Raw genomic sequence first — 16955 nt, 5'->3', positions numbered from 1 at the left:
CCCGCTGACCGCTTCTGCTGACGCTTCTTACACCACGTCCCGGGACACGATCCGAATTCTCCGGCCTGGGGCCTGGCGTTCAGCGGGTTTGAATTGAGCGGCGTGACGTTGGCCGTGGGAACAAAGTAGCCGTCGGCGGCAGCCGCGGCACGCTCCTTGAGCAAGGCCTGGGCCTTGGCGATCGAGGCCAGCGGTTTGCGTCCGTTCCCCAGCACCGAGGTGACCTCGCGACGGGTGATGGGGGCGGATGAATGGGTTTTATCGGACATGATTTCCTCTGCCTGTTGTTTGAACTGGTGCGACGGTGGGACAAAACCTCCAGGGTCGGCTTTAGCGAAAAACATGCCAAAGCCCGTTTTTCCTTGTGGCAGAGCTGTTGACGGTTTTTCTCGAGCTTGCGTCGTGACCCGGCAAGGGAAAAACTGTCGCTGTCTGGCGACAGTTTTTCGGCCTTCCCGACGCACTTCGAGGCCGTGCCGGGGACAGCGCTGTCGGGAAAAAGCGACAGACGAAAAATGTCGCTTGCGTTTGCGCGGATCGGTCCGGAGATGGTCTATTCTTGCGGCGAAACCTCAAGAACGACCTGAAAATACGAGCCCATGTCGACCCACGATCGGAAATCGGTGCGTGCAAATGTCATGCGAATGCCCCGGCTGAGGATGACCTTTCGCCAGTGCATGCTCGCCGGCTTCCTGCTGATTGCCGCCCTGCTCAGCGTGGCCGCGTTGCGCAGCTGGCTGCTGCTCGAGCAGCACGTCGAGCGCAGCCGGATCAACGGTGCGCAGGCGCTGCTCCTGAGTACGGCGATTCAGGAAATCGCCGAGCGCACCGTCGATCTGGAACGCGGGGCGCGCCAATACCTGGTGCTCCGCGACCCGGCGGTGCTGGCGCGCGTGGACGAGAGCGGCCAGCGTTGTCTCGCCTTGTTGCAGCAGCTCGAGACGATGACCGGCCCGACCCTTGCCGGTGTCAGCGAGGCCTGGCGTTCGACGCTGGTCTCGCTGCGCCAGGAGCTGACGCGGGCGCCGCGCAGTAATGCGGTGCTCGGCACCCTGGTGGCCCTGACCCGGCTCAACGCCGAACTCGAACAGCAGGGCCGGCGCTGGGTCGATACCCGCAGCCAGGCGCTGATCGACGAACTCGCGGCCAGCCGCGTCCATGTCGCCTTCATCGTCGGGGGCGCCGTCCTCGGCGCCTTTGCCATCGCCCTGGCGATGAACTGGTGGCTCTCGCGCCCGGTCGAGAAGCTGCAAGGCTCGATCCGTCGGCTGGGGGAGAGTCGTTTGGAGGAGCCGGTGCGGGTGCACGGGCCGGTCGACATGCAGCTCATCGGCCAGCGTCTCGAGTGGCTGCGCCGCCGTCTGCGCGATCTGGAGGCTGAGCGCGAGCGCGCCTTGCGGCATGTGGCGCATGAATTGAAGACGCCGCTGACGGCGTTGCGCGAAGGCATCTCGCTGCTCAAGGACGAGGTCGGTGGAACCTTGGGGACGACGCAGAAAGAGATCGTCGACATCCTGCAGCATAACGTCGTGACGCTGCAGCGCCACATCGAGAGTTTGCTGCGTTTGAACTCCGTCTCCAACGAGGCCCGCAGCCTCAACGTGCAGGCCATTGACCTGCCGACGCTGCTCGAAAAAGCGGTTCAGGACCGGGCCCTGCAGATTCAGGGACGGAACCTGACGGTCGCAACGACGGCGCCTGAGCGCGCCTGCCCCCTGGACGAGGAGAAAATGCTGGTGGTCCTCGACAACCTGCTTTCAAACGCCATCGACTTCAGCCCGGAATACGGGCAGATCCGCCTTGAAGCCAGCGTCGACGGCCCCTACCTGAGGCTCCTCTGCGCGGACGACGGCGACGGGGTTGCCGAAGTGGACGCCGAGCGGATCTTCGAGCCTTTCGTCCAAGGGCAGCGGCAGCCGCCGAACCCCCGGCAAGGCAGCGGCGTCGGGCTTTCGATCGTGCGCGAACTGGTGCTGGCGATGGGCGGCAGCGTGCGCCTCTTGCCGCAGGAACGCGGGGCGAAGGGCGCGGCGTTCGAGATCGTCCTGCCCGTGGGGGACGCATGCCTGCGGGAGGCCGCATGAACCGCGGACTGCGGCGCCGAGCGCTCCTGCTGGTGGTGGCCGGCATGCTGGCCGTGTCGGGCTGCGCCGGACGGTGGCCCGGTCTTTCGGGCAGCGAGGCGCGTCACGCCGACAACGCGTCGCTGGAAGACCTCATGGCCTTCGTGCGGTACGCGGTGCATTTCTCGCCTGCCGAGAACGCGCGTGAACGGGCGCTGCTGACCACGCCCGAGCCCGGGCCCGGGGTTCAGCTGCGCCTCGCGGTGCTCTACGGCAGTCCGCTCGAAGCTGGCGATCTGCTCAAGGGGCAGCAGCTGCTCGCGGCGCTGGTCAAGGACGAAACGCCGCCTGCGCAACCCTTGCAGCCCTTGGCCCAGCTGCTCCTCAAGCAATACCAGGAGCGCTTGCGCCTCGAAGCACAGGGTGAGAGAACGGCGCAGCAGCTGCGCGAGAGCCAGCGCCGAGCCGAGGTCCTGCAAGGGAAACTCGAAGCGATGGCCGGCATCGAGGCGGCGTTGCCGCCGCGTCCGAATTCGAGCAAGGCCGTCGGCCGGGGGGTGCGATGAGCGTCGTCGACATCAAGGACGGCCGGGAACTCACGCCGGCGGCCCAGATCCTGGTCATCGACGACGATGCGGACCTGCTGCGTCTGCTCGCCATGCGCCTCAACGCCTGGGATTACCGGGTGGTCACCGCGTCCTCGGCCGAAGAAGGGCTGTCGCGGATCGCGGTTGATACGCCGCACCTCGTGCTCAGCGACATCCGTCTGCCGGGCAAGGACGGGCTGGCGCTGTTCGAGGAAATCCAGACCCGCTGGCCGACCCTGCCGGTGATTTTGCTCACCGCACACGGCACCATTCCGGAAGCGGTGCAGGCGATGACGCGCGGCGTGTTCAGCTACCTCACCAAGCCTTTCGACACCGCGACCTTGCACCACAAGATCAAGGAGGCGCTGCATTTGTCGCGGCCGATGGCGCAAGCCGTCGAAGGCGAGGCTTGGCGTAGCGGCATCCTTTACCGCAGTAGCCGCATGGCCGAGTTGATGGCCGAGACCAAGGTGGTCGCCAACTCCGACGCCAGTGTCCTGATCCGCGGCGAGAGCGGAACGGGCAAGGAGCTGCTGGCGCGCGCTATCCACCGCGCCAGTCCGCGCGCGACGCGGCCGTTCGTGGCGATCAATTGCGCGGCGATGCCCGAACAGTTGCTCGAATCCGAACTCTTCGGACACGTGCGCGGCGCGTTCACCGGCGCCAACAACGACCATGTTGGGCTGTTCAAGGCCGCCGACGGCGGCACGCTGTTTCTCGACGAGATCGGCGACATGCCGACCGCCCTGCAGGTCAAGCTGTTGCGGGTGTTGCAGGAACGGGCGGTACGCCCGGTCGGCGCGACGCACTCGACCGCGATCGACGTGCGCGTGCTTTCGGCCACTCACCGCGACCTGACCCGGGCACTGGCCGAAGGGCAGTTCCGCGAAGACCTCTATTACCGACTCGACGTTGTTTCCCTGTCCCTGTGTCGCCTCGAGGAGCGGCGCGAGGACATTCCGCTGCTGGCCAACCACTTCGTGCAGCAACTGGTGCGCAAGTACGACAAGAGGATTGTCGGTCTGGTGCCCGAGGCCATGGAAATGCTGGTCGCCGCGAGCTGGCCGGGCAACGTGCGCCAGCTTTACAACGTCATCGAACAGGCCTGCGCCCTGGCGACGACGCCGCTGATTCCGCTGTCGCTGATCCAGCGCGCGCTGCGCATCCCGACGCTGGAGGCCCTCAATTACGCCGAGGCCAAGCAGCGTTTCGAGCGCAATTACCTCGTCCAGTTGCTCAAGCTGACCGACGGCAACGTCGCCGACGCGGCGCGCATCGCCGAGCGCAACCGCACCGAGTTCTACCGCCTGTTGCAGAAATACGGCCTGACGCCGGGAATGTTCCGCGACGCGGCGGCCCCGGCCGACAGCGACGCCGGCAGTTCCTGATCCGGCATCGGGCCGAGGGGCTGGGAGAAAGCCCGGTAGCCTGCTAACATCCGCGACCCGGCCCATTCGCCCGGCCGCGCCGTTTTTCCCCCGCCTCCCGTCCCCGCCCCTTTTCTCTGCCGCTCCGTCGGCACTCCGCTCCCCCATGCTTGCCCACGACATCCTGCAGCGCGTTTTCGGCTATTCCTCCTTCCGCGGGCAGCAGGAGGAGATCGTCGAGCACGTGGCGAACGGCGGCGATGCGCTGGTGCTGATGCCCACCGGTGGCGGCAAGTCGCTGTGCTACCAGATTCCGGCCTTGTTGCGTCCGGGGGTGGGGATCGTCGTTTCGCCGCTGATCGCGCTGATGCAGGACCAGGTCGACGCGCTTCTGCAGGCCGGGGTGCGCGCGGCCTTCATCAATTCGACGCTCGACCTCGACGCGCTGCGCGAAACCGAGCGCCGCCTGCTCGCCGGCGAGCTCGACCTCGTCTATGTGGCACCCGAACGCCTGCTCGGCGAGCGCTTCCTCGGCCTCCTCGACCGCCTCGATCGCGAAGGGCGGATCGCCCTCTTCGCCATCGACGAGGCGCACTGTGTCTCGCAGTGGGGGCACGATTTCCGCCCCGAGTACATCCAGCTTTCGGCCCTGCACGAGCGTTACCCGCAGGTGCCGCGCATCGCCCTGACGGCGACCGCCGACGCCCCGACCCGGCAGGAGATCGTCGACCGCCTCGGCCTTGCCGGTGCGGCGCAGTTCGTCTCCAGCTTCGACCGGCCGAACATCCGTTACACCGTCGTCGAACGTGACAATCCGCGCCGCCAGTTACTGGCCTTCCTGCGCGATCAACGCGGCGAGGCGGGCATCGTCTATTGCCTGTCGCGGCGCAAGGTCGAAGAGACCGCGGCCTGGCTGGTCGCCCAGGGCCTGACCGCACTGCCTTACCACGCCGGACTGGCGGCCGAGCTGCGTACTTTTCACCAGCAGCGCTTTCTGCGCGAGGATGGCGTGATCATGGTGGCGACGATCGCTTTCGGGATGGGCATCGACAAGCCCGACGTGCGTTTCGTCGCCCACCTCGACCTGCCCAAGAGTCTCGAAGCGTATTACCAGGAAACCGGCCGCGCCGGACGCGACGGCGAGCCGGCCGAGGCCTGGATGACCTACGGCCTCAACGACGTCGTCATTCATCGCCAGATGATCGAGGACTCGAATGCGCCCGACGAGCAAAAACGCATCGAGCGCGGCAAGCTCGACGCGATGCTGGCCTACTGCGAATCGGCGCGCTGTCGGCGCGTCGTGCTGCTGGCCAATTTCGGCGAGGCCTCCGAGCCCTGCGACAACTGCGACGTCTGCCTCGACCCGCCCGAGCTGTGGGACGGCACGCTGGCCGCACGCAAGGCGCTCTCGGCGGCGCTGCGCACCGGGCAGCGCTTCGGCACCGGGCACCTGATCGACCTCTTGCGCGGCAAGGCGAACGAGAAAATGCGCGAATATGGGCACGACACGCTGCCGACCTTCGGCGTCGGACGCGAGCTTGACGATCACGCCTGGCGTTCGGTGTTCCGCCAGCTGCTGGCGGCCGGTTACCTCGAATCAGACGTGCATGCCTACGGGGCGATCCGCCTGACTGAAGCGGCGCGCCCGCTGCTCAAGGGGGAGCAGACGCTGACCCTGCGTCGCAGTGCGCTGCGCGCCAGTGCGGGCGGGAACGCGCGTACCCTGCGGACGAGCGCCGCCGCAGCGAGCGTGGCCAGCGCAGACGCTCCGTTGTATGCCGCGTTGCGCGCCTGGCGCGCCGAACGCGCGCGCGAACAGGGCGTTCCGGCCTACGTCATCGCCGTGGACCGCACGCTGGCGGCACTGGCGGCCGAGCGCCCGGAAGATCCGGATGACTTGCTGGACATCCCTGGCGTCGGCCAGGCCAAAGCCGAGCGTTACGGCGAGGCTTGGCTCGAAATTATCGCCGCGCACGCGGCGTGAGCCCCGGGGTCAGTTCAAGGCGGCCAAGAGGGCCTGGGTTTCGGCGTTGATCGCTTCGCGCAGGGGCGCGTAGCGCGCCTCGAGCAGGTCCGTCGTATCGACCTGCCGCTCGAGTCCTGTCCATTCGAAATGCGCCCCGGCGAGCAGGTTGGCGAGGTAGACCGCATCGCCCAGGCTGCGCAGATTCTTCGGCAATTCGGAGCGGGGCTGGTCGTGCTCTTCGGCGGCATTGACCACTTCCTCGGGCAGCCCGAGGGCGTTGAGCAGGGCGACGCCGATGCTTTCGTGCCATTGCAGGATCAGGTAACGGGCGGTATCCGGGCGTTCGCGCAATTCGGCGTAGCGGGCGGCGCGGTAGAGCATGTAGGAGGCGCCGAGGTCATGCACCAGCCCGGCGAGGAAGGCTTCCTCCGGATCGAGCGTACAGCCGGGCTCGCTTTTCACCAGCAGGCGGGCCGCGACGGCGCTGCGCAAACTGTGCTGCCAGAGGCGGTTGGCCAGCTCGCTGAACGCGGCCAGCTCCTTGGCGCGCAGCAACTGGCTCATGGCAATGGCCAGTGCGGTGCTCTTGACCACCTTCAGCCCGAGCCGGGTGACCGCGGTGCCGAGGTTGCGCACCGGGGTGTCGTCGCGCCGATAGAGTACCGAGTTGGCGAGCTTGAGCAGGCGCGCGGCGACGAGCGGCTCGGTTTCCACCATGGCGGCGATCTTGCCGGTCGGCAGGTCAGGGTTTTGCAAACTCTGGCGCAGGCGCAGGGTGGCATTGAAATCCACGGGAAAGACGACTTCGCCGGCAAGTTCCTTGGCGATGTCTTCAAGCATGGCAAAACGCTGGGCGTTGAGTTCGGCACCGTGTTTATCGGGAGCGGGCTGGAGGTCGGGTTCGGGCATGGCGGGTCGTGGAGGGCGGGCGTCTTGTCGCGTTCCGGGGGCGCGGGTTAGGCTAGCCGGGTCGAGAACACGGAGGAAAGACGCATGCGCAGTCGCGGAATGTTGAGGAGCGGAAAAATCGTTCCTGCGAATTGTATGCCTTCCGGCGCTTGCCGGGCGGTTGCGGACGATTGGCGGAGGACGGGAAGATGAGCCTGATCCGTGACTTTTTCACCGGTCTGCTCTCGGGCGTCATCGCTTCGATGCCGGCCTGCGATGCGCTGGTTCTGCCCAAGCTCAAACCGGGGGTGACCCGGACGCAGGAGGTCGAGGATCTGATGGGGCCGCCGACAATGACCTGGCGCGATCCCGACGGCGTGCAGACCTGGGAGTACCCACGCACCCCGAACGGGGTGGTGAACTACATGCTCGATTTCGGGCCCGACGGCGTCCTGCGCGCCGTGCGCCAGGTGCTGACCGCCGAGAACCTGGCGCGGGTCACGCCGGGGATGACCCGCGAACAGATCCGACGCCTGCTCGGGCAGCCGGCGCACGTTTACGAATTCTCGCTCAAACGCGAGGAAGTCTGGGATTGGCGCCGCGAAGACGTTCCCGGCACCGTCAGTTATTTCAACGTGCATTTCGACCTGCAGGGACGGGTAACGCACACCAGCAGCAACATCGAACCGCAGCGCTGATCTTTTTGGCTCTGAAAATCAATGTCTTGACGGCCGCTCTTCCGGCTTGGATATACTAGTATCCAAATAAAACCAACGGATGACCGGCGAACCGCCGCCGCACAGGCGTCGCGGCGGATGCGCCGCAAGCATGTTTTTTTCTACAGGAGAGGGATCGATCATGAAAACGCAATTTGTTCGCAAACTGTTTGCTCCGCTGGCGATCGTCGCCGCGCTGGGTCTGGCGTCGGGCCAAGGGCTCGCCGCCGACATCAAGGAGCGCAACCTCAAGTTCCCGATCGTCAATGCGATCGACCATCCGCAAGGCCTGGGTGCCCAGAAATTCGTCGACGTCGTCGGTCAGAAGAGCGGCGGCAAGATCAAGGTCAAGATTTTCCCGAACGGCACGCTGGGCGGCGAGCAGCAGGTCGCCGCAGCGATGCAGGGCGGCACGGTCGAAATCTCGATGATGTCGCCGGCGCAGCTCGTCGGCACGATCAAGGAGTTCGTGGTCCTCGACTTCCCCTTCTCGTTCGCCAACGAGGCGCAGGCCGACGCCGTGCTCGACGGCGCCTTCGGTCGCCAGCTGATGGACCTGATGCCGGCCAAGGGCTGGGTCGGTCTGGGCTTTATGGAGCAGGGCTACCGCAGCATCAGCAACAGCAAGCGTCCGATCGAGAAGCTTGAGGACATCAAGGGCCTGAAGATCCGCACCATCCTCAACCCGCTTTACGTCGATCTGTTCAACGCCCTCGGCGCCAACGCCGTGCCGATGCCCTTCCCCGAGCTCTACACCGCGCTCGAGATGAAGACCGTCGACGGCCAGGAAAACCCGGAAACCTCGGTCGATGCCAACAAGTTCTACGAAGTGCAGAAATTCTTCAGCGGCACGCGTCACATCTACAACCCGCAGATGCTGATGGTCAGCAAGAAGCTGTGGGACAGCCTTTCGGCCGACGAGAAGAAGATCTTCGACGAAGCCCTGGTCGCCGCGCGTGACGTGCAGCGCAAGGCCGCGCGGGCGATGACCGAGAAGTCGCGCAAGAAGCTGACCGACTCGGGCATGAAGCTCAACGAGATCGACGCCAAGGAACTTGAGCGCATGAAGGCGGTGGCCAAGCCGGTGACCGAGAAATATGCTGGCCAGCTTGATCCGGCGCTGGTGAAGGCGTTCTACGCCGAACTCGAGCGCACCAAGAACCTCAAGTAAGGCCAGGAAAACGCACACCGCCTCCGCGGTGTGCGTTTTTTATTTGGGCGGACGGCGGGTCCGCCGGGGGATGCAATGAAAGCAATCGGAAAGTATCTCGACCATGCCATGCATGGCACGATGGTCGTTTCTTTGGCGCTGATGGTGATCATGGTTTTCGGCAACGTGGTCCTGCGCTATCTCTTCAATTCGGGGATCACGATGAGCGAGGAGCTGTCGCGCCTGCTCTTCCTGTGGCTGATCTTCGTCGGCTCGGTGGTGGCGATGAAGGAGCACGCGCACCTCGGGGTCGATACGCTGGTGTCTCGTTTGCCGCGCGGCGGCAAGGTGTTCTGCGCCCTGGCGAGCAATGCGCTGATCCTCTGGGTGTGCTACCTCTTTTTCGTCGGCAGCTGGACGCAGACGGTGCTTGGTTTGGGCACGATCAAGCCGGCAACCGGGATCTCCATGGCCTTTCACTACGGCGTCGGCCTGGTGATGAGTGTTGGCGTGGCGATCATCGTCGTCGCCAACAGCTGGCGCATCCTGACCGGCCGTGCGCAGGAGGACGAGCTCGTCCAGACGCGCGAGTCGGAAGAAGTCGATCAACACGGCGCGCCTTCCGGCGAGCGCTGAGCGAGGAGTAGATTCACATGGTCGTTACCGTTTTTCTCGCTTCGCTGCTCGGCGCCATGGCGCTCGGCATGCCGATCGCCTTTGCCCTGATGGTTTGCGGCGTTGCGCTGATGCTGCACATGGGAATGTTCGATGCGCAGCTGATCGCCCAGAACACCATCGACGGCGCGGACAACTTCGTCCTCATGTCGGTGCCCTTCTTCATCCTTGCCGGTGAGTTCATGAACGCCGGTGGCCTGTCGCGCCGCATCGTCAACCTGGCGATGGCGCTGGTCGGTCACATCCGCGGCGGCCTCGGCTACGTCGCCGTGTTCGCGGCGATCATCATGGCCAGCCTGTCCGGTTCGGCCGCCGCCGATACGGCGGCGATCGGCGTGCTGCTGATCCCGATGATGCGCGAAGCTGGCTACAACGTCGCCCGTTCGGCAGGCTTGATTGCCGCGGGCGGGATCATCGCGCCGGTGATCCCGCCGAGCATCGCCTTCGTCATGTTCGGCGTCGTCGCGCAGGTGTCGATCACCAAGCTGTTCATGGCCGGCATCGTCCCCGGCCTGATGATGGGGATCAGCATCCTGCTGGCCTGGGCGTGGGTAATCCGCAAGGACAAGCTCGAGCCGCGTCCGCGCAAGAGCTGGAAGGAAGTGCGTGCCGCCGCGCTCGACGGTGGCTGGGCGCTGATCATGCCGTTGATCATCATCTTCGGCCTCAAGCTCGGCATCTTCACCCCGACCGAGGCGGCGGTTGTCGCGGCGGTCTACGCGCTCTTCGTCGGCATGGTGATCTACCGCGAGATCAAGGTCCGCGACCTTTATCCGCTGTTGCTCAGCGCCGGCAAAATGACTGCGGTGGTGATGCTGCTCGCTGGGGCGGCGATGGTTTCGTCGTGGCTGATCACCGTGGCCGACCTGCCGGGGCAACTCGCCAGCCTGCTTGAACCCTTCATGGACGATCCGAAGCTCCTGATGCTGATGATCATGATCATGGTCGTCGTCGTCGGTACGGCGATGGACATGACGCCGACCATCCTCATCCTGACCCCGGTGCTGGTGCCGGTGATCAAGCAGGCGGGGATCGACCCGGTGTATTTCGGCGTGTTGTTCATCATCAACAACGCCATCGGCCTGATCACTCCGCCGGTCGGCACCACGCTCAACGTCATCTGCGGCGTGGCCAAGGTCAAGATGGACGAGGTCATCGTCGGGGTGGCGCCCTTCCTGATCGCCGAGCTGGTGGTGCTCTTCCTGCTGGTGATGTTCCCCGGCCTGGTGATGGGACCGCTGCGCTGGTTCATGTAGTCTCTCGTGGCCGGCCCGGAGCGCTCCGGGCCGGCCACGTCTCCAGGGTACGATGGATTGACAATCAAGGGCTTGCCGCGTAGATTGACGCCCTCGTCCGGTCTCCGGGCGCGCGCCGATTTGAAGTTCAGCTTGCGGGCGCGTTACAAGTCCGGCTAAAGCGGGCGTGCAAGCGGGCTCGATCCAGCATTCCTGAGCCCCACTCTCGAAACCCGTTCGCCGTCGCCGCTGAACGGGTTTTTTCATTTTGAGGTTCCCCATGTCCCCGACGTCCCTGGTGCCCTGCCTTCAACCCGACCGCTCTTCCGAGCTCGCCAAGCTGCTTGCGCAGCGCGTGCTTGTCCTCGACGGGGCGATGGGGACGATGATCCAACGCCACAGCCTGCAGGAGGCCGATTACCGCGGCGAGCGCTTTGCCGCGCACGCGCACGACGTCAAGGGCAACAACGACCTCCTGCTGCTCACCCGACCCGATGTGATTCGCAGCATCCACGCCGAATACCTCGCGGCCGGTGCCGACATCCTCGAAACCAACACCTTCAACGCGACGGCAATCTCGCAGGCCGATTACCGGCTCGAAGCCATCGTCTACGAATTGAACTTCGCCGGTGCACGCCTGGCGCGCGAGGTGTGCGACGAATTTACGGCGCAGACGCCGGCCAAGCCGCGCTTCGTCGCCGGCGTGCTGGGCCCGACCTCGCGCACCGCGTCGATCTCGCCCGACGTGAACGATCCGGGCTACCGCAACGTCAGTTTCGACGAACTGGTCGCCACCTACGACGAAGCCATTCGCGGCCTGACCGATGGCGGTGCCGACCTGCTGCTCGTCGAGACGATCTTCGACACGCTCAATGCCAAGGCGGCGCTCTTCGCCCTCGAACAGTTCTTCGAACGCGCCGGCCGCCGCTGGCCGGTGATGATCTCGGGCACGATCACCGACGCCTCGGGGCGCACGCTCTCGGGGCAGACCGCCGAAGCCTTCTGGAATTCGCTGCGCCACATCCGGCCGCTGTCCTTCGGCCTTAATTGCGCGCTCGGTGCGCCGGAGCTGCGCCAGTACGTCGAGGAGCTGGCGCGCGTCTGTGATTGCCACGTCTCGGCCCACCCCAACGCCGGCCTGCCCAATGCCTTCGGCGGCTATGACGAGACGCCCGAGCAACTGGCCGGCGAAGTCGCCGACTGGGCGCGCCAAGGGTATGTGAACATCCTCGGCGGTTGCTGCGGCACCTCGCCCGAACACATCGCGGCGATCGCCCGCGCCGTCGACGGCGTCGTACCGCGCGCCTTGCCTGCGATTGAGAAAAAGCTGCGCCTGTCCGGCCTCGAACCCTTCAACGTCGGGCCGGAGTCGCTGTTCGTGAACGTCGGCGAGCGCACCAACGTCACCGGCTCGCGTGTCTTCGCGCGGATGATCCTCGAAGGCCGCTACGACGACGCGCTGGCGGTTGCGCGGCACCAGGTCGAGAACGGCGCCCAGGTGATCGACATCAACATGGACGAGGCAATGCTCGACGGGTTGGCGGCGATGGACCGCTTCCTCAAGCTGATCGCCTCCGAACCCGACATCGCGCGCGTGCCGGTGATGCTCGATTCGTCGAAATGGGACGTCATTGAGGCCGGCCTCAAGTGCATCCAGGGCAAGGGCATCGTCAACTCGATTTCGATGAAGGAAGGCGAGGCCAAATTCCTCGAACAAGCCCGCCTCGCCCGCCGTTACGGCGCCGCGGTGGTGGTCATGGCCTTCGATGAGCAGGGGCAGGCCGACACTTTCGCGCGCAAGACCGAGATTTGCGCCCGCGCCTATGCCTTGCTGACGGCATCGCCGGAGCAAGGCGGAGCCGGTTTCCCGGCCGAAGACATCATCTTCGACCCGAACATCTTCGCCATCGCCACCGGCATCGCCGAGCACGATAACTACGCCGTCGACTTCATCGAGGCCACGCGCTGGATTCGCGCCAACCTGCCGCACGCGCAGGTTTCGGGCGGCGTCTCCAACGTCTCCTTCTCGTTCCGCGGCAACGATCCGGTTCGCGAGGCGATCCACACCGTCTTCCTCTACCACGCGGTGCAGGCTGGAATGAGCATGGGCATCGTCAATGCCGGCATGGTCGGCATCTACGACGACCTCGAGCCCACGCTGCGCGCGAAGGTCGAGGACGTGGTGCTCAATCGCCATCCGGGGGCCGGCGAAGCGCTCGTCGAGTTCGCGCAGACGGTCAAGGAAGGCAAAGCCAAGGAAGGAAGCGGTCCCGACCTCTCCTGGCGCGAGCAGCCGGTTGAAGCACGTCTGGCGCACGCCCTCGTCAAGGGCATCACCGACTTCGTCGTTGCCGACACCGAAGAATGCCGGGCCGCGCTGGCCGCCGCCGGGCGGCCCCCGCTCTCGGTGATCGAAGGGCCGCTGATGGGCGGGATGAACGTTGTCGGCGACCTCTTCGGCGCCGGCAAGATGTTCCTGCCGCAGGTGGTGAAGTCGGCGCGGGTGATGAAGCAAGCCGTCGCCCACCTGATCCCGTTCATCGAGGAAGAAAAGGCGCGTACCGGCGCGGCGAGCAAGGGCAAGATCGTGGTCGCCACGGTGAAGGGCGACGTTCATGACATCGGAAAGAACATCGTCGGCGTGGTGCTCGGTTGCAACGGCTACGACGTCGTCGATCTCGGCGTCATGGTCTCGTGCGACAAGATCCTGCACGCGGCCCGCGAACACGGTGCGCAGGCCATCGGTCTGTCCGGCCTGATCACTCCCTCGCTCGAAGAGATGGCGCACGTCGCCGCCGAGATGCAGCGCCAGGGCTTTGCCGGAGAAGGTGACAACAGCAAGGGCAGTGCAGTGCCGCTGCTGATCGGTGGCGCGACCACCAGCCGTGCCCACACCGCGATCAAGATCGCGCCCAACTACGCCGGGCCGGTGGTCTATGTGCCCGATGCCTCGCGTGCCGTCGGCGTCGTCACTAAACTGCTGTCTACCGAACAGTCGGCGACCTTTGTCGCCGAGATTGCCGCCGACTACGAAGCCGTGCGCAGCGAACACGCCGGCCGCAAGGGCATGACCCTGGTGCCGCTCGAGGTGGCGCGCGCCAATGCCTTCCGCCCGGCCGTCGCGGCGCCGACCTGCTGCGCGGCACATGCCGCCGAGGCGCGTCCGGCGCACGTCCCCGTCGCGCCGCAACGCCCCGGCCTGCACGCACTTGAACTCGATCTGGCCGAACTCGTGCCCTACATCGACTGGTCGCCGTTCTTCCAGACCTGGGATCTGGCCGGGCGCTTCCCAGCCATCCTCGATAATCCGACGGTCGGCGAAGCCGCGCGCCAGGTTTATGCCGATGCGCAGGCCATGCTCGCGCGGCTGGTCGCCGAACGCTGGGTCGGCGCGCGGGCGGTTTTCGCGCTGTGGCCGGCGGCAAGCGTCGGCGAAGACATCGTCTTCTATGCCGACGAAGCGCGCAGCGCCGAACGCGGGCGCTGGGTCGGTCTGCGGCAGCAGCACAAGCAGCCGGCCGGCCGGCGCAACTTGGCGCTGGCCGACTTTGTCGCCCCGGTCGGGAGCGGTGTCGCCGACTGGGCCGGCGCCTTCGCGGTGACCGCAGGGCTGGGCATCGAGAGCAAGCTCGCCGAGTTTGCCGCCACCCACGACGATTATTCCTCGATCATGCTCAAGGCGCTTGCCGACCGCCTCGCCGAAGCGGCGGCCGAGTGGCTTCACCAGCGCGTGCGCACCGAATACTGGGGCTACGCGGCGCAAGAATCGCTGGATAACGAAGCCTTGATCGCCGAGCGCTACGTCGGCATCCGCCCGGCGCCGGGCTATGCGGCGTGTCCGGATCACACCGCCAAGCGCGAGCTGTTTACCCTGCTCGACGCGCCCGCCAACGCCGGCATGGGCTTGACCGAATCCTGCGCGATGACGCCGGCGGCCTCCGTCGCCGGTTTCTACCTCGCCCACCCCGAGTCCGCCTATTTCGCGATCCCCAAGATCGCCCGCGACCAACTCGAAGCCTGGGCTGGACGCAAGGGGATGTCGGTCGCCGAGGCCGAGCGCTGGCTCGCGCCGCTGCTCTGAGCGCTTGAGCGATGCAGCACGGCGGACACGACGGCGCGCCGCGAGAGCCTTGGTGCTGATCGTCGCGCCCGCCGTGTTCGTTGTGGTGAATCCTCTTTTTCGGGTCTAATCCCCTTTTGCCTTTCCTGAGCCTGTCGTGAATTTCCCAGCCTTCGTCCAGTCCGGGGTCGACCTGTCGGCCTGCAACACCCTTGCTTTGCCGTGCCGCGCAGCGCATTACGCACGCCTCGAAACGCGCGCCCAGCTCACCGAGCTGGCGGGCTCGGGGTTGCCGGCCGGTTGTCGGCGTTTCGTGCTCGGCGGTGGCAGCAACCTCGTGTTGCCGAGCGAGTTCGACGGGCTGGTGGTGCATATGGCCGTCATCGGGCGCGAGCTCGCGGGCGAGGATGCTGAGGCACGTTACGTGCGCCTGGGCGGTGGCGAAGTGTGGAACGATGCCGTCGCCTGGACCTTGGCCCAGGGCTGGCCGGGGTTGGAGAACCTGGCCCTGATCCCGGGCACGGTGGGGGCGGCGCCGATCCAGAACATCGGCGCCTACGGCCTTGAACTTGCCGACCGCTTCCAGGAACTCACGGCCTGCGATCTCGACACCGGCGACCTGCTGCGCTTTGATCGCGCCGCTTGCCGCTTCGGCTACCGCGACAGCGTGTTCAAGGCCGAGGGCTGGTCGCGCGCCGGACGCTATGCCATCGTCGACGTGACCCTGCGCCTGCCCAAAGCCTGGCAGCCGAACACCGGTTACGCCGATCTGGCGGCCTACCTGCAGCGAGAGGGTGACGCTGCGCCGCCTTCGCCGCAGCGCGTCTTCGATGCCGTCTGCGCGGTGCGTCGCAGCAAATTGCCCGATCCGACGGTGCTTCCCAACGCCGGCAGCTTCTTCCAGAACCCGGTGGTCGACGCTGCGCTCGCCGGGCGTCTGCGCACCGCGCACCCGACGCTGCCGGTCTATCCGCAGGCCGACGGGCGGGTCAAGCTGGCCGCTGGCTGGCTGATCGAGCATGCCGGCTGGAAGGGGCGCGACCTCGGCCCGGTCGGGATGTACAAGAAGCAGGCGCTGGTGCTCGTCAATCGCGGCGGCGCGGTGGCCGACGACGTGCGTGCCTTGATGCGCGCCGTGCAGCGCGACGTGCGCGCCACGTTCGGTGTCGACCTGCACGTCGAGCCGGTTTTCCTGTGAGCTTCGCCTGAGGTTAACCACAGGCTGACGGCCGACCGCTTTTCCCCGTAAGATCAAGCCAGAATAAAACCAATGACAGGCGTGCGAGCCGTCTTGGCCGCACGATCAGGGTTCCGCTGCGTTTCTCAAGGAGGGAAAGCATGGAGAACGTCCTGTTTCAGTGGTCGGACGAGTTCAGCGTCGACATCCAGGAGGTCGACGAGCAGCACAAGGTGCTGGTCGGTTTGCTCAACGAGTTGCACGCGGCGATCCTCGAGCATCGCGGGAAGGCCGCATCGCGCCAGATTCTCGATCGCCTGGCCGAATACACGCGCACGCATTTCATGCTCGAGGAGAGCCTGATGCGCCTGACGCATTATCCCGGCTTCGATGTGCACAAGCAGCAGCACGAGGACCTGATCGCCCAGGTCCAGGCCTTGCAGCACAAGCTCGATCACGAGAACGCGGCGATCAGCTTCGAGCTGCTGCATTTCCTGCGCAACTGGCTGGTGCGTCACATCAACGAGAGCGACAAGCGCTTCGGCCCGCACTTCCACAAGGCCGGGCTGGGGCAGTACAGCCAATGGTCGCGCGAGGTCGAGCAGACGATGGCCAAGAAGCGCTGGTGGTGGAAGTTCTGGTGAGGGGCGACTGAGGCCGGCGTTACGCCTTTCGGTGCCGGCCTTTTCTTCCTCCACCGAAGAATGGCCCTGCTGCGCCTGGGGCGATGGCTGCGCGAGATCAAGGAAAGTGGCGGGCGGAAGGCCGACACTCGGGTTTTTGCACACACGAGAGGAACCCGTCATGCACAAGTGCGGCCTGCCCACCCCGGAAGCCCTGTATTCCTTCGACGCACGCGGCATTGCCAAACGCTTCCGTCACGCCGCGATCTTCGGCGCCTTCGACGCCTTGCTGCCCGGCGAGACGATGCGCTTTTGCAACGACCATGACCCGCTGCCGCTGCTCGAGCAATTGCGCGCGCGCTACGGCGAGTCGATCGCGATCGAATACGTGGAGCGGGCGCCCGGCGCCATCGTGATCGACTTCCTGAAAAAGGCGTGAGTTGATCGG

The 16955-nt window shown here is 65.9% G+C and carries 14 protein-coding genes and 1 riboswitch; of the genes, 12 read left to right on the top strand and 2 right to left on the bottom strand.

What is annotated here, in order from left to right:
• Positions 1–269 (bottom strand): hypothetical protein (locus QMB55_RS02295; RefSeq protein ID WP_497587047.1); only part of this gene is annotated, 269 nt, incomplete at its 3' end.
• Positions 270–659: 390 nt separating this feature from the next.
• Between QMB55_RS02295 and QMB55_RS02290 the strand changes: the two genes are divergently transcribed.
• From QMB55_RS02290 to recQ, 4 genes are all read left to right on the top strand, one after another.
• Complete coding sequence (locus QMB55_RS02290; protein WP_497587046.1) at positions 660–2084, top strand: sensor histidine kinase; 1425 nt, start codon at positions 660–662, stop codon at positions 2082–2084.
• Positions 2081–2629, top strand: a complete 549-nt coding sequence (locus tag QMB55_RS02285; RefSeq protein WP_497587045.1) for a hypothetical protein — start codon at positions 2081–2083, stop codon at positions 2627–2629. The genes QMB55_RS02290 and QMB55_RS02285 overlap by 4 nt, the downstream gene beginning before the upstream one ends.
• The gene (locus tag QMB55_RS02280; RefSeq protein ID WP_497587044.1) at positions 2626–4038 is read left to right on the top strand and encodes a sigma 54-interacting transcriptional regulator; all 1413 of its coding nucleotides are present in this window, start codon (positions 2626–2628) and stop codon (positions 4036–4038) included. The genes QMB55_RS02285 and QMB55_RS02280 overlap by 4 nt, the downstream gene beginning before the upstream one ends.
• Before the next feature lie 145 nt (positions 4039–4183).
• Positions 4184–6001, top strand: coding sequence for a DNA helicase RecQ (recQ, locus tag QMB55_RS02275; protein ID WP_497587043.1), 1818 nt, complete (start codon positions 4184–4186; stop codon positions 5999–6001).
• A 9-nt stretch (positions 6002–6010) separates the two neighbouring features.
• On the opposite strand, the gene QMB55_RS02270 is transcribed toward recQ, so the two are convergent.
• Positions 6011–6892, bottom strand: a complete 882-nt coding sequence (locus QMB55_RS02270; RefSeq protein ID WP_497587042.1) for an HDOD domain-containing protein — start codon at positions 6890–6892, stop codon at positions 6011–6013.
• 188 nt (positions 6893–7080) lie between these two features.
• Between QMB55_RS02270 and bamE the strand changes: the two genes are divergently transcribed.
• The 8 genes from bamE (at position 7081) to QMB55_RS02230 (ending at position 16946) form a co-directional block, all read left to right on the top strand.
• The gene (bamE, locus tag QMB55_RS02265) at positions 7081–7569 is read left to right on the top strand and encodes an outer membrane protein assembly factor BamE domain-containing protein (RefSeq protein WP_497587041.1); all 489 of its coding nucleotides are present in this window, start codon (positions 7081–7083) and stop codon (positions 7567–7569) included.
• A gap of 160 nt (positions 7570–7729) precedes the next feature.
• Positions 7730–8758: a TRAP transporter substrate-binding protein gene (locus QMB55_RS02260; protein ID WP_497587040.1), complete on the top strand. Its 1029-nt coding sequence runs from the start codon at positions 7730–7732 to the stop codon at positions 8756–8758.
• A 75-nt stretch (positions 8759–8833) separates the two neighbouring features.
• Positions 8834–9373, top strand: a complete 540-nt coding sequence (locus QMB55_RS02255) for a TRAP transporter small permease (protein ID WP_497587039.1) — start codon at positions 8834–8836, stop codon at positions 9371–9373.
• 17 nt (positions 9374–9390) lie between these two features.
• Complete coding sequence (locus QMB55_RS02250) at positions 9391–10668, top strand: TRAP transporter large permease subunit (protein ID WP_497587038.1); 1278 nt, start codon at positions 9391–9393, stop codon at positions 10666–10668.
• A gap of 102 nt (positions 10669–10770) precedes the next feature.
• A riboswitch (SAM riboswitch) is annotated at positions 10771–10848 on the top strand.
• A gap of 79 nt (positions 10849–10927) precedes the next feature.
• Complete coding sequence (gene metH, locus QMB55_RS02245; protein ID WP_497587037.1) at positions 10928–14728, top strand: methionine synthase; 3801 nt, start codon at positions 10928–10930, stop codon at positions 14726–14728.
• A 136-nt stretch (positions 14729–14864) separates the two neighbouring features.
• On the top strand, positions 14865–15905 hold the full coding sequence (gene murB / locus QMB55_RS02240; RefSeq protein ID WP_497587036.1) for a UDP-N-acetylmuramate dehydrogenase: 1041 nt from the start codon (positions 14865–14867) through the stop codon (positions 15903–15905).
• Between the two features lie 140 nt (positions 15906–16045).
• Positions 16046–16528 (top strand): bacteriohemerythrin, encoded by a 483-nt coding sequence (locus QMB55_RS02235; protein WP_497587035.1) that lies wholly within the window; start codon positions 16046–16048, stop codon positions 16526–16528.
• 160 nt (positions 16529–16688) lie between these two features.
• Positions 16689–16946, top strand: coding sequence for a DUF2249 domain-containing protein (locus QMB55_RS02230; protein ID WP_497587034.1), 258 nt, complete (start codon positions 16689–16691; stop codon positions 16944–16946).
• Positions 16947–16955 lie beyond the last annotated feature (9 nt).

It is taken from the genome of Propionivibrio sp. (assembly GCF_041441355.1).
In the GTDB taxonomy this organism is placed as follows: domain Bacteria; phylum Pseudomonadota; class Gammaproteobacteria; order Burkholderiales; family Rhodocyclaceae; genus Propionivibrio.
This window is presented reverse-complemented; position numbering and strand designations above follow the sequence as displayed.

Excerpts from the sequence above, each read along its gene's own strand:
- metH (WP_497587037.1), top strand. The coding sequence starts at position 10,928 with ATGTCCCCGACGTCCCTGGTGCCCTGCCTTCAACCCGACCGCTCTTCC.
- QMB55_RS02290 (WP_497587046.1), top strand. The coding sequence starts at position 660 with ATGACCTTTCGCCAGTGCATGCTCGCCGGCTTCCTGCTGATTGCCGCC.
- bamE (WP_497587041.1), top strand. The coding sequence starts at position 7,081 with ATGAGCCTGATCCGTGACTTTTTCACCGGTCTGCTCTCGGGCGTCATC.
- QMB55_RS02280 (WP_497587044.1), top strand. The coding sequence starts at position 2,626 with ATGAGCGTCGTCGACATCAAGGACGGCCGGGAACTCACGCCGGCGGCC.
- QMB55_RS02270 (WP_497587042.1), bottom strand. The coding sequence starts at position 6,892 with ATGCCCGAACCCGACCTCCAGCCCGCTCCCGATAAACACGGTGCCGAA.
- QMB55_RS02260 (WP_497587040.1), top strand. The coding sequence starts at position 7,730 with ATGAAAACGCAATTTGTTCGCAAACTGTTTGCTCCGCTGGCGATCGTC.
- recQ (WP_497587043.1), top strand. The coding sequence starts at position 4,184 with ATGCTTGCCCACGACATCCTGCAGCGCGTTTTCGGCTATTCCTCCTTC.
- QMB55_RS02250 (WP_497587038.1), top strand. The coding sequence starts at position 9,391 with ATGGTCGTTACCGTTTTTCTCGCTTCGCTGCTCGGCGCCATGGCGCTC.
- QMB55_RS02230 (WP_497587034.1), top strand. The coding sequence starts at position 16,689 with ATGCACAAGTGCGGCCTGCCCACCCCGGAAGCCCTGTATTCCTTCGAC.
- QMB55_RS02285 (WP_497587045.1), top strand. The coding sequence starts at position 2,081 with ATGAACCGCGGACTGCGGCGCCGAGCGCTCCTGCTGGTGGTGGCCGGC.
- QMB55_RS02235 (WP_497587035.1), top strand. The coding sequence starts at position 16,046 with ATGGAGAACGTCCTGTTTCAGTGGTCGGACGAGTTCAGCGTCGACATC.
- QMB55_RS02255 (WP_497587039.1), top strand. The coding sequence starts at position 8,834 with ATGAAAGCAATCGGAAAGTATCTCGACCATGCCATGCATGGCACGATG.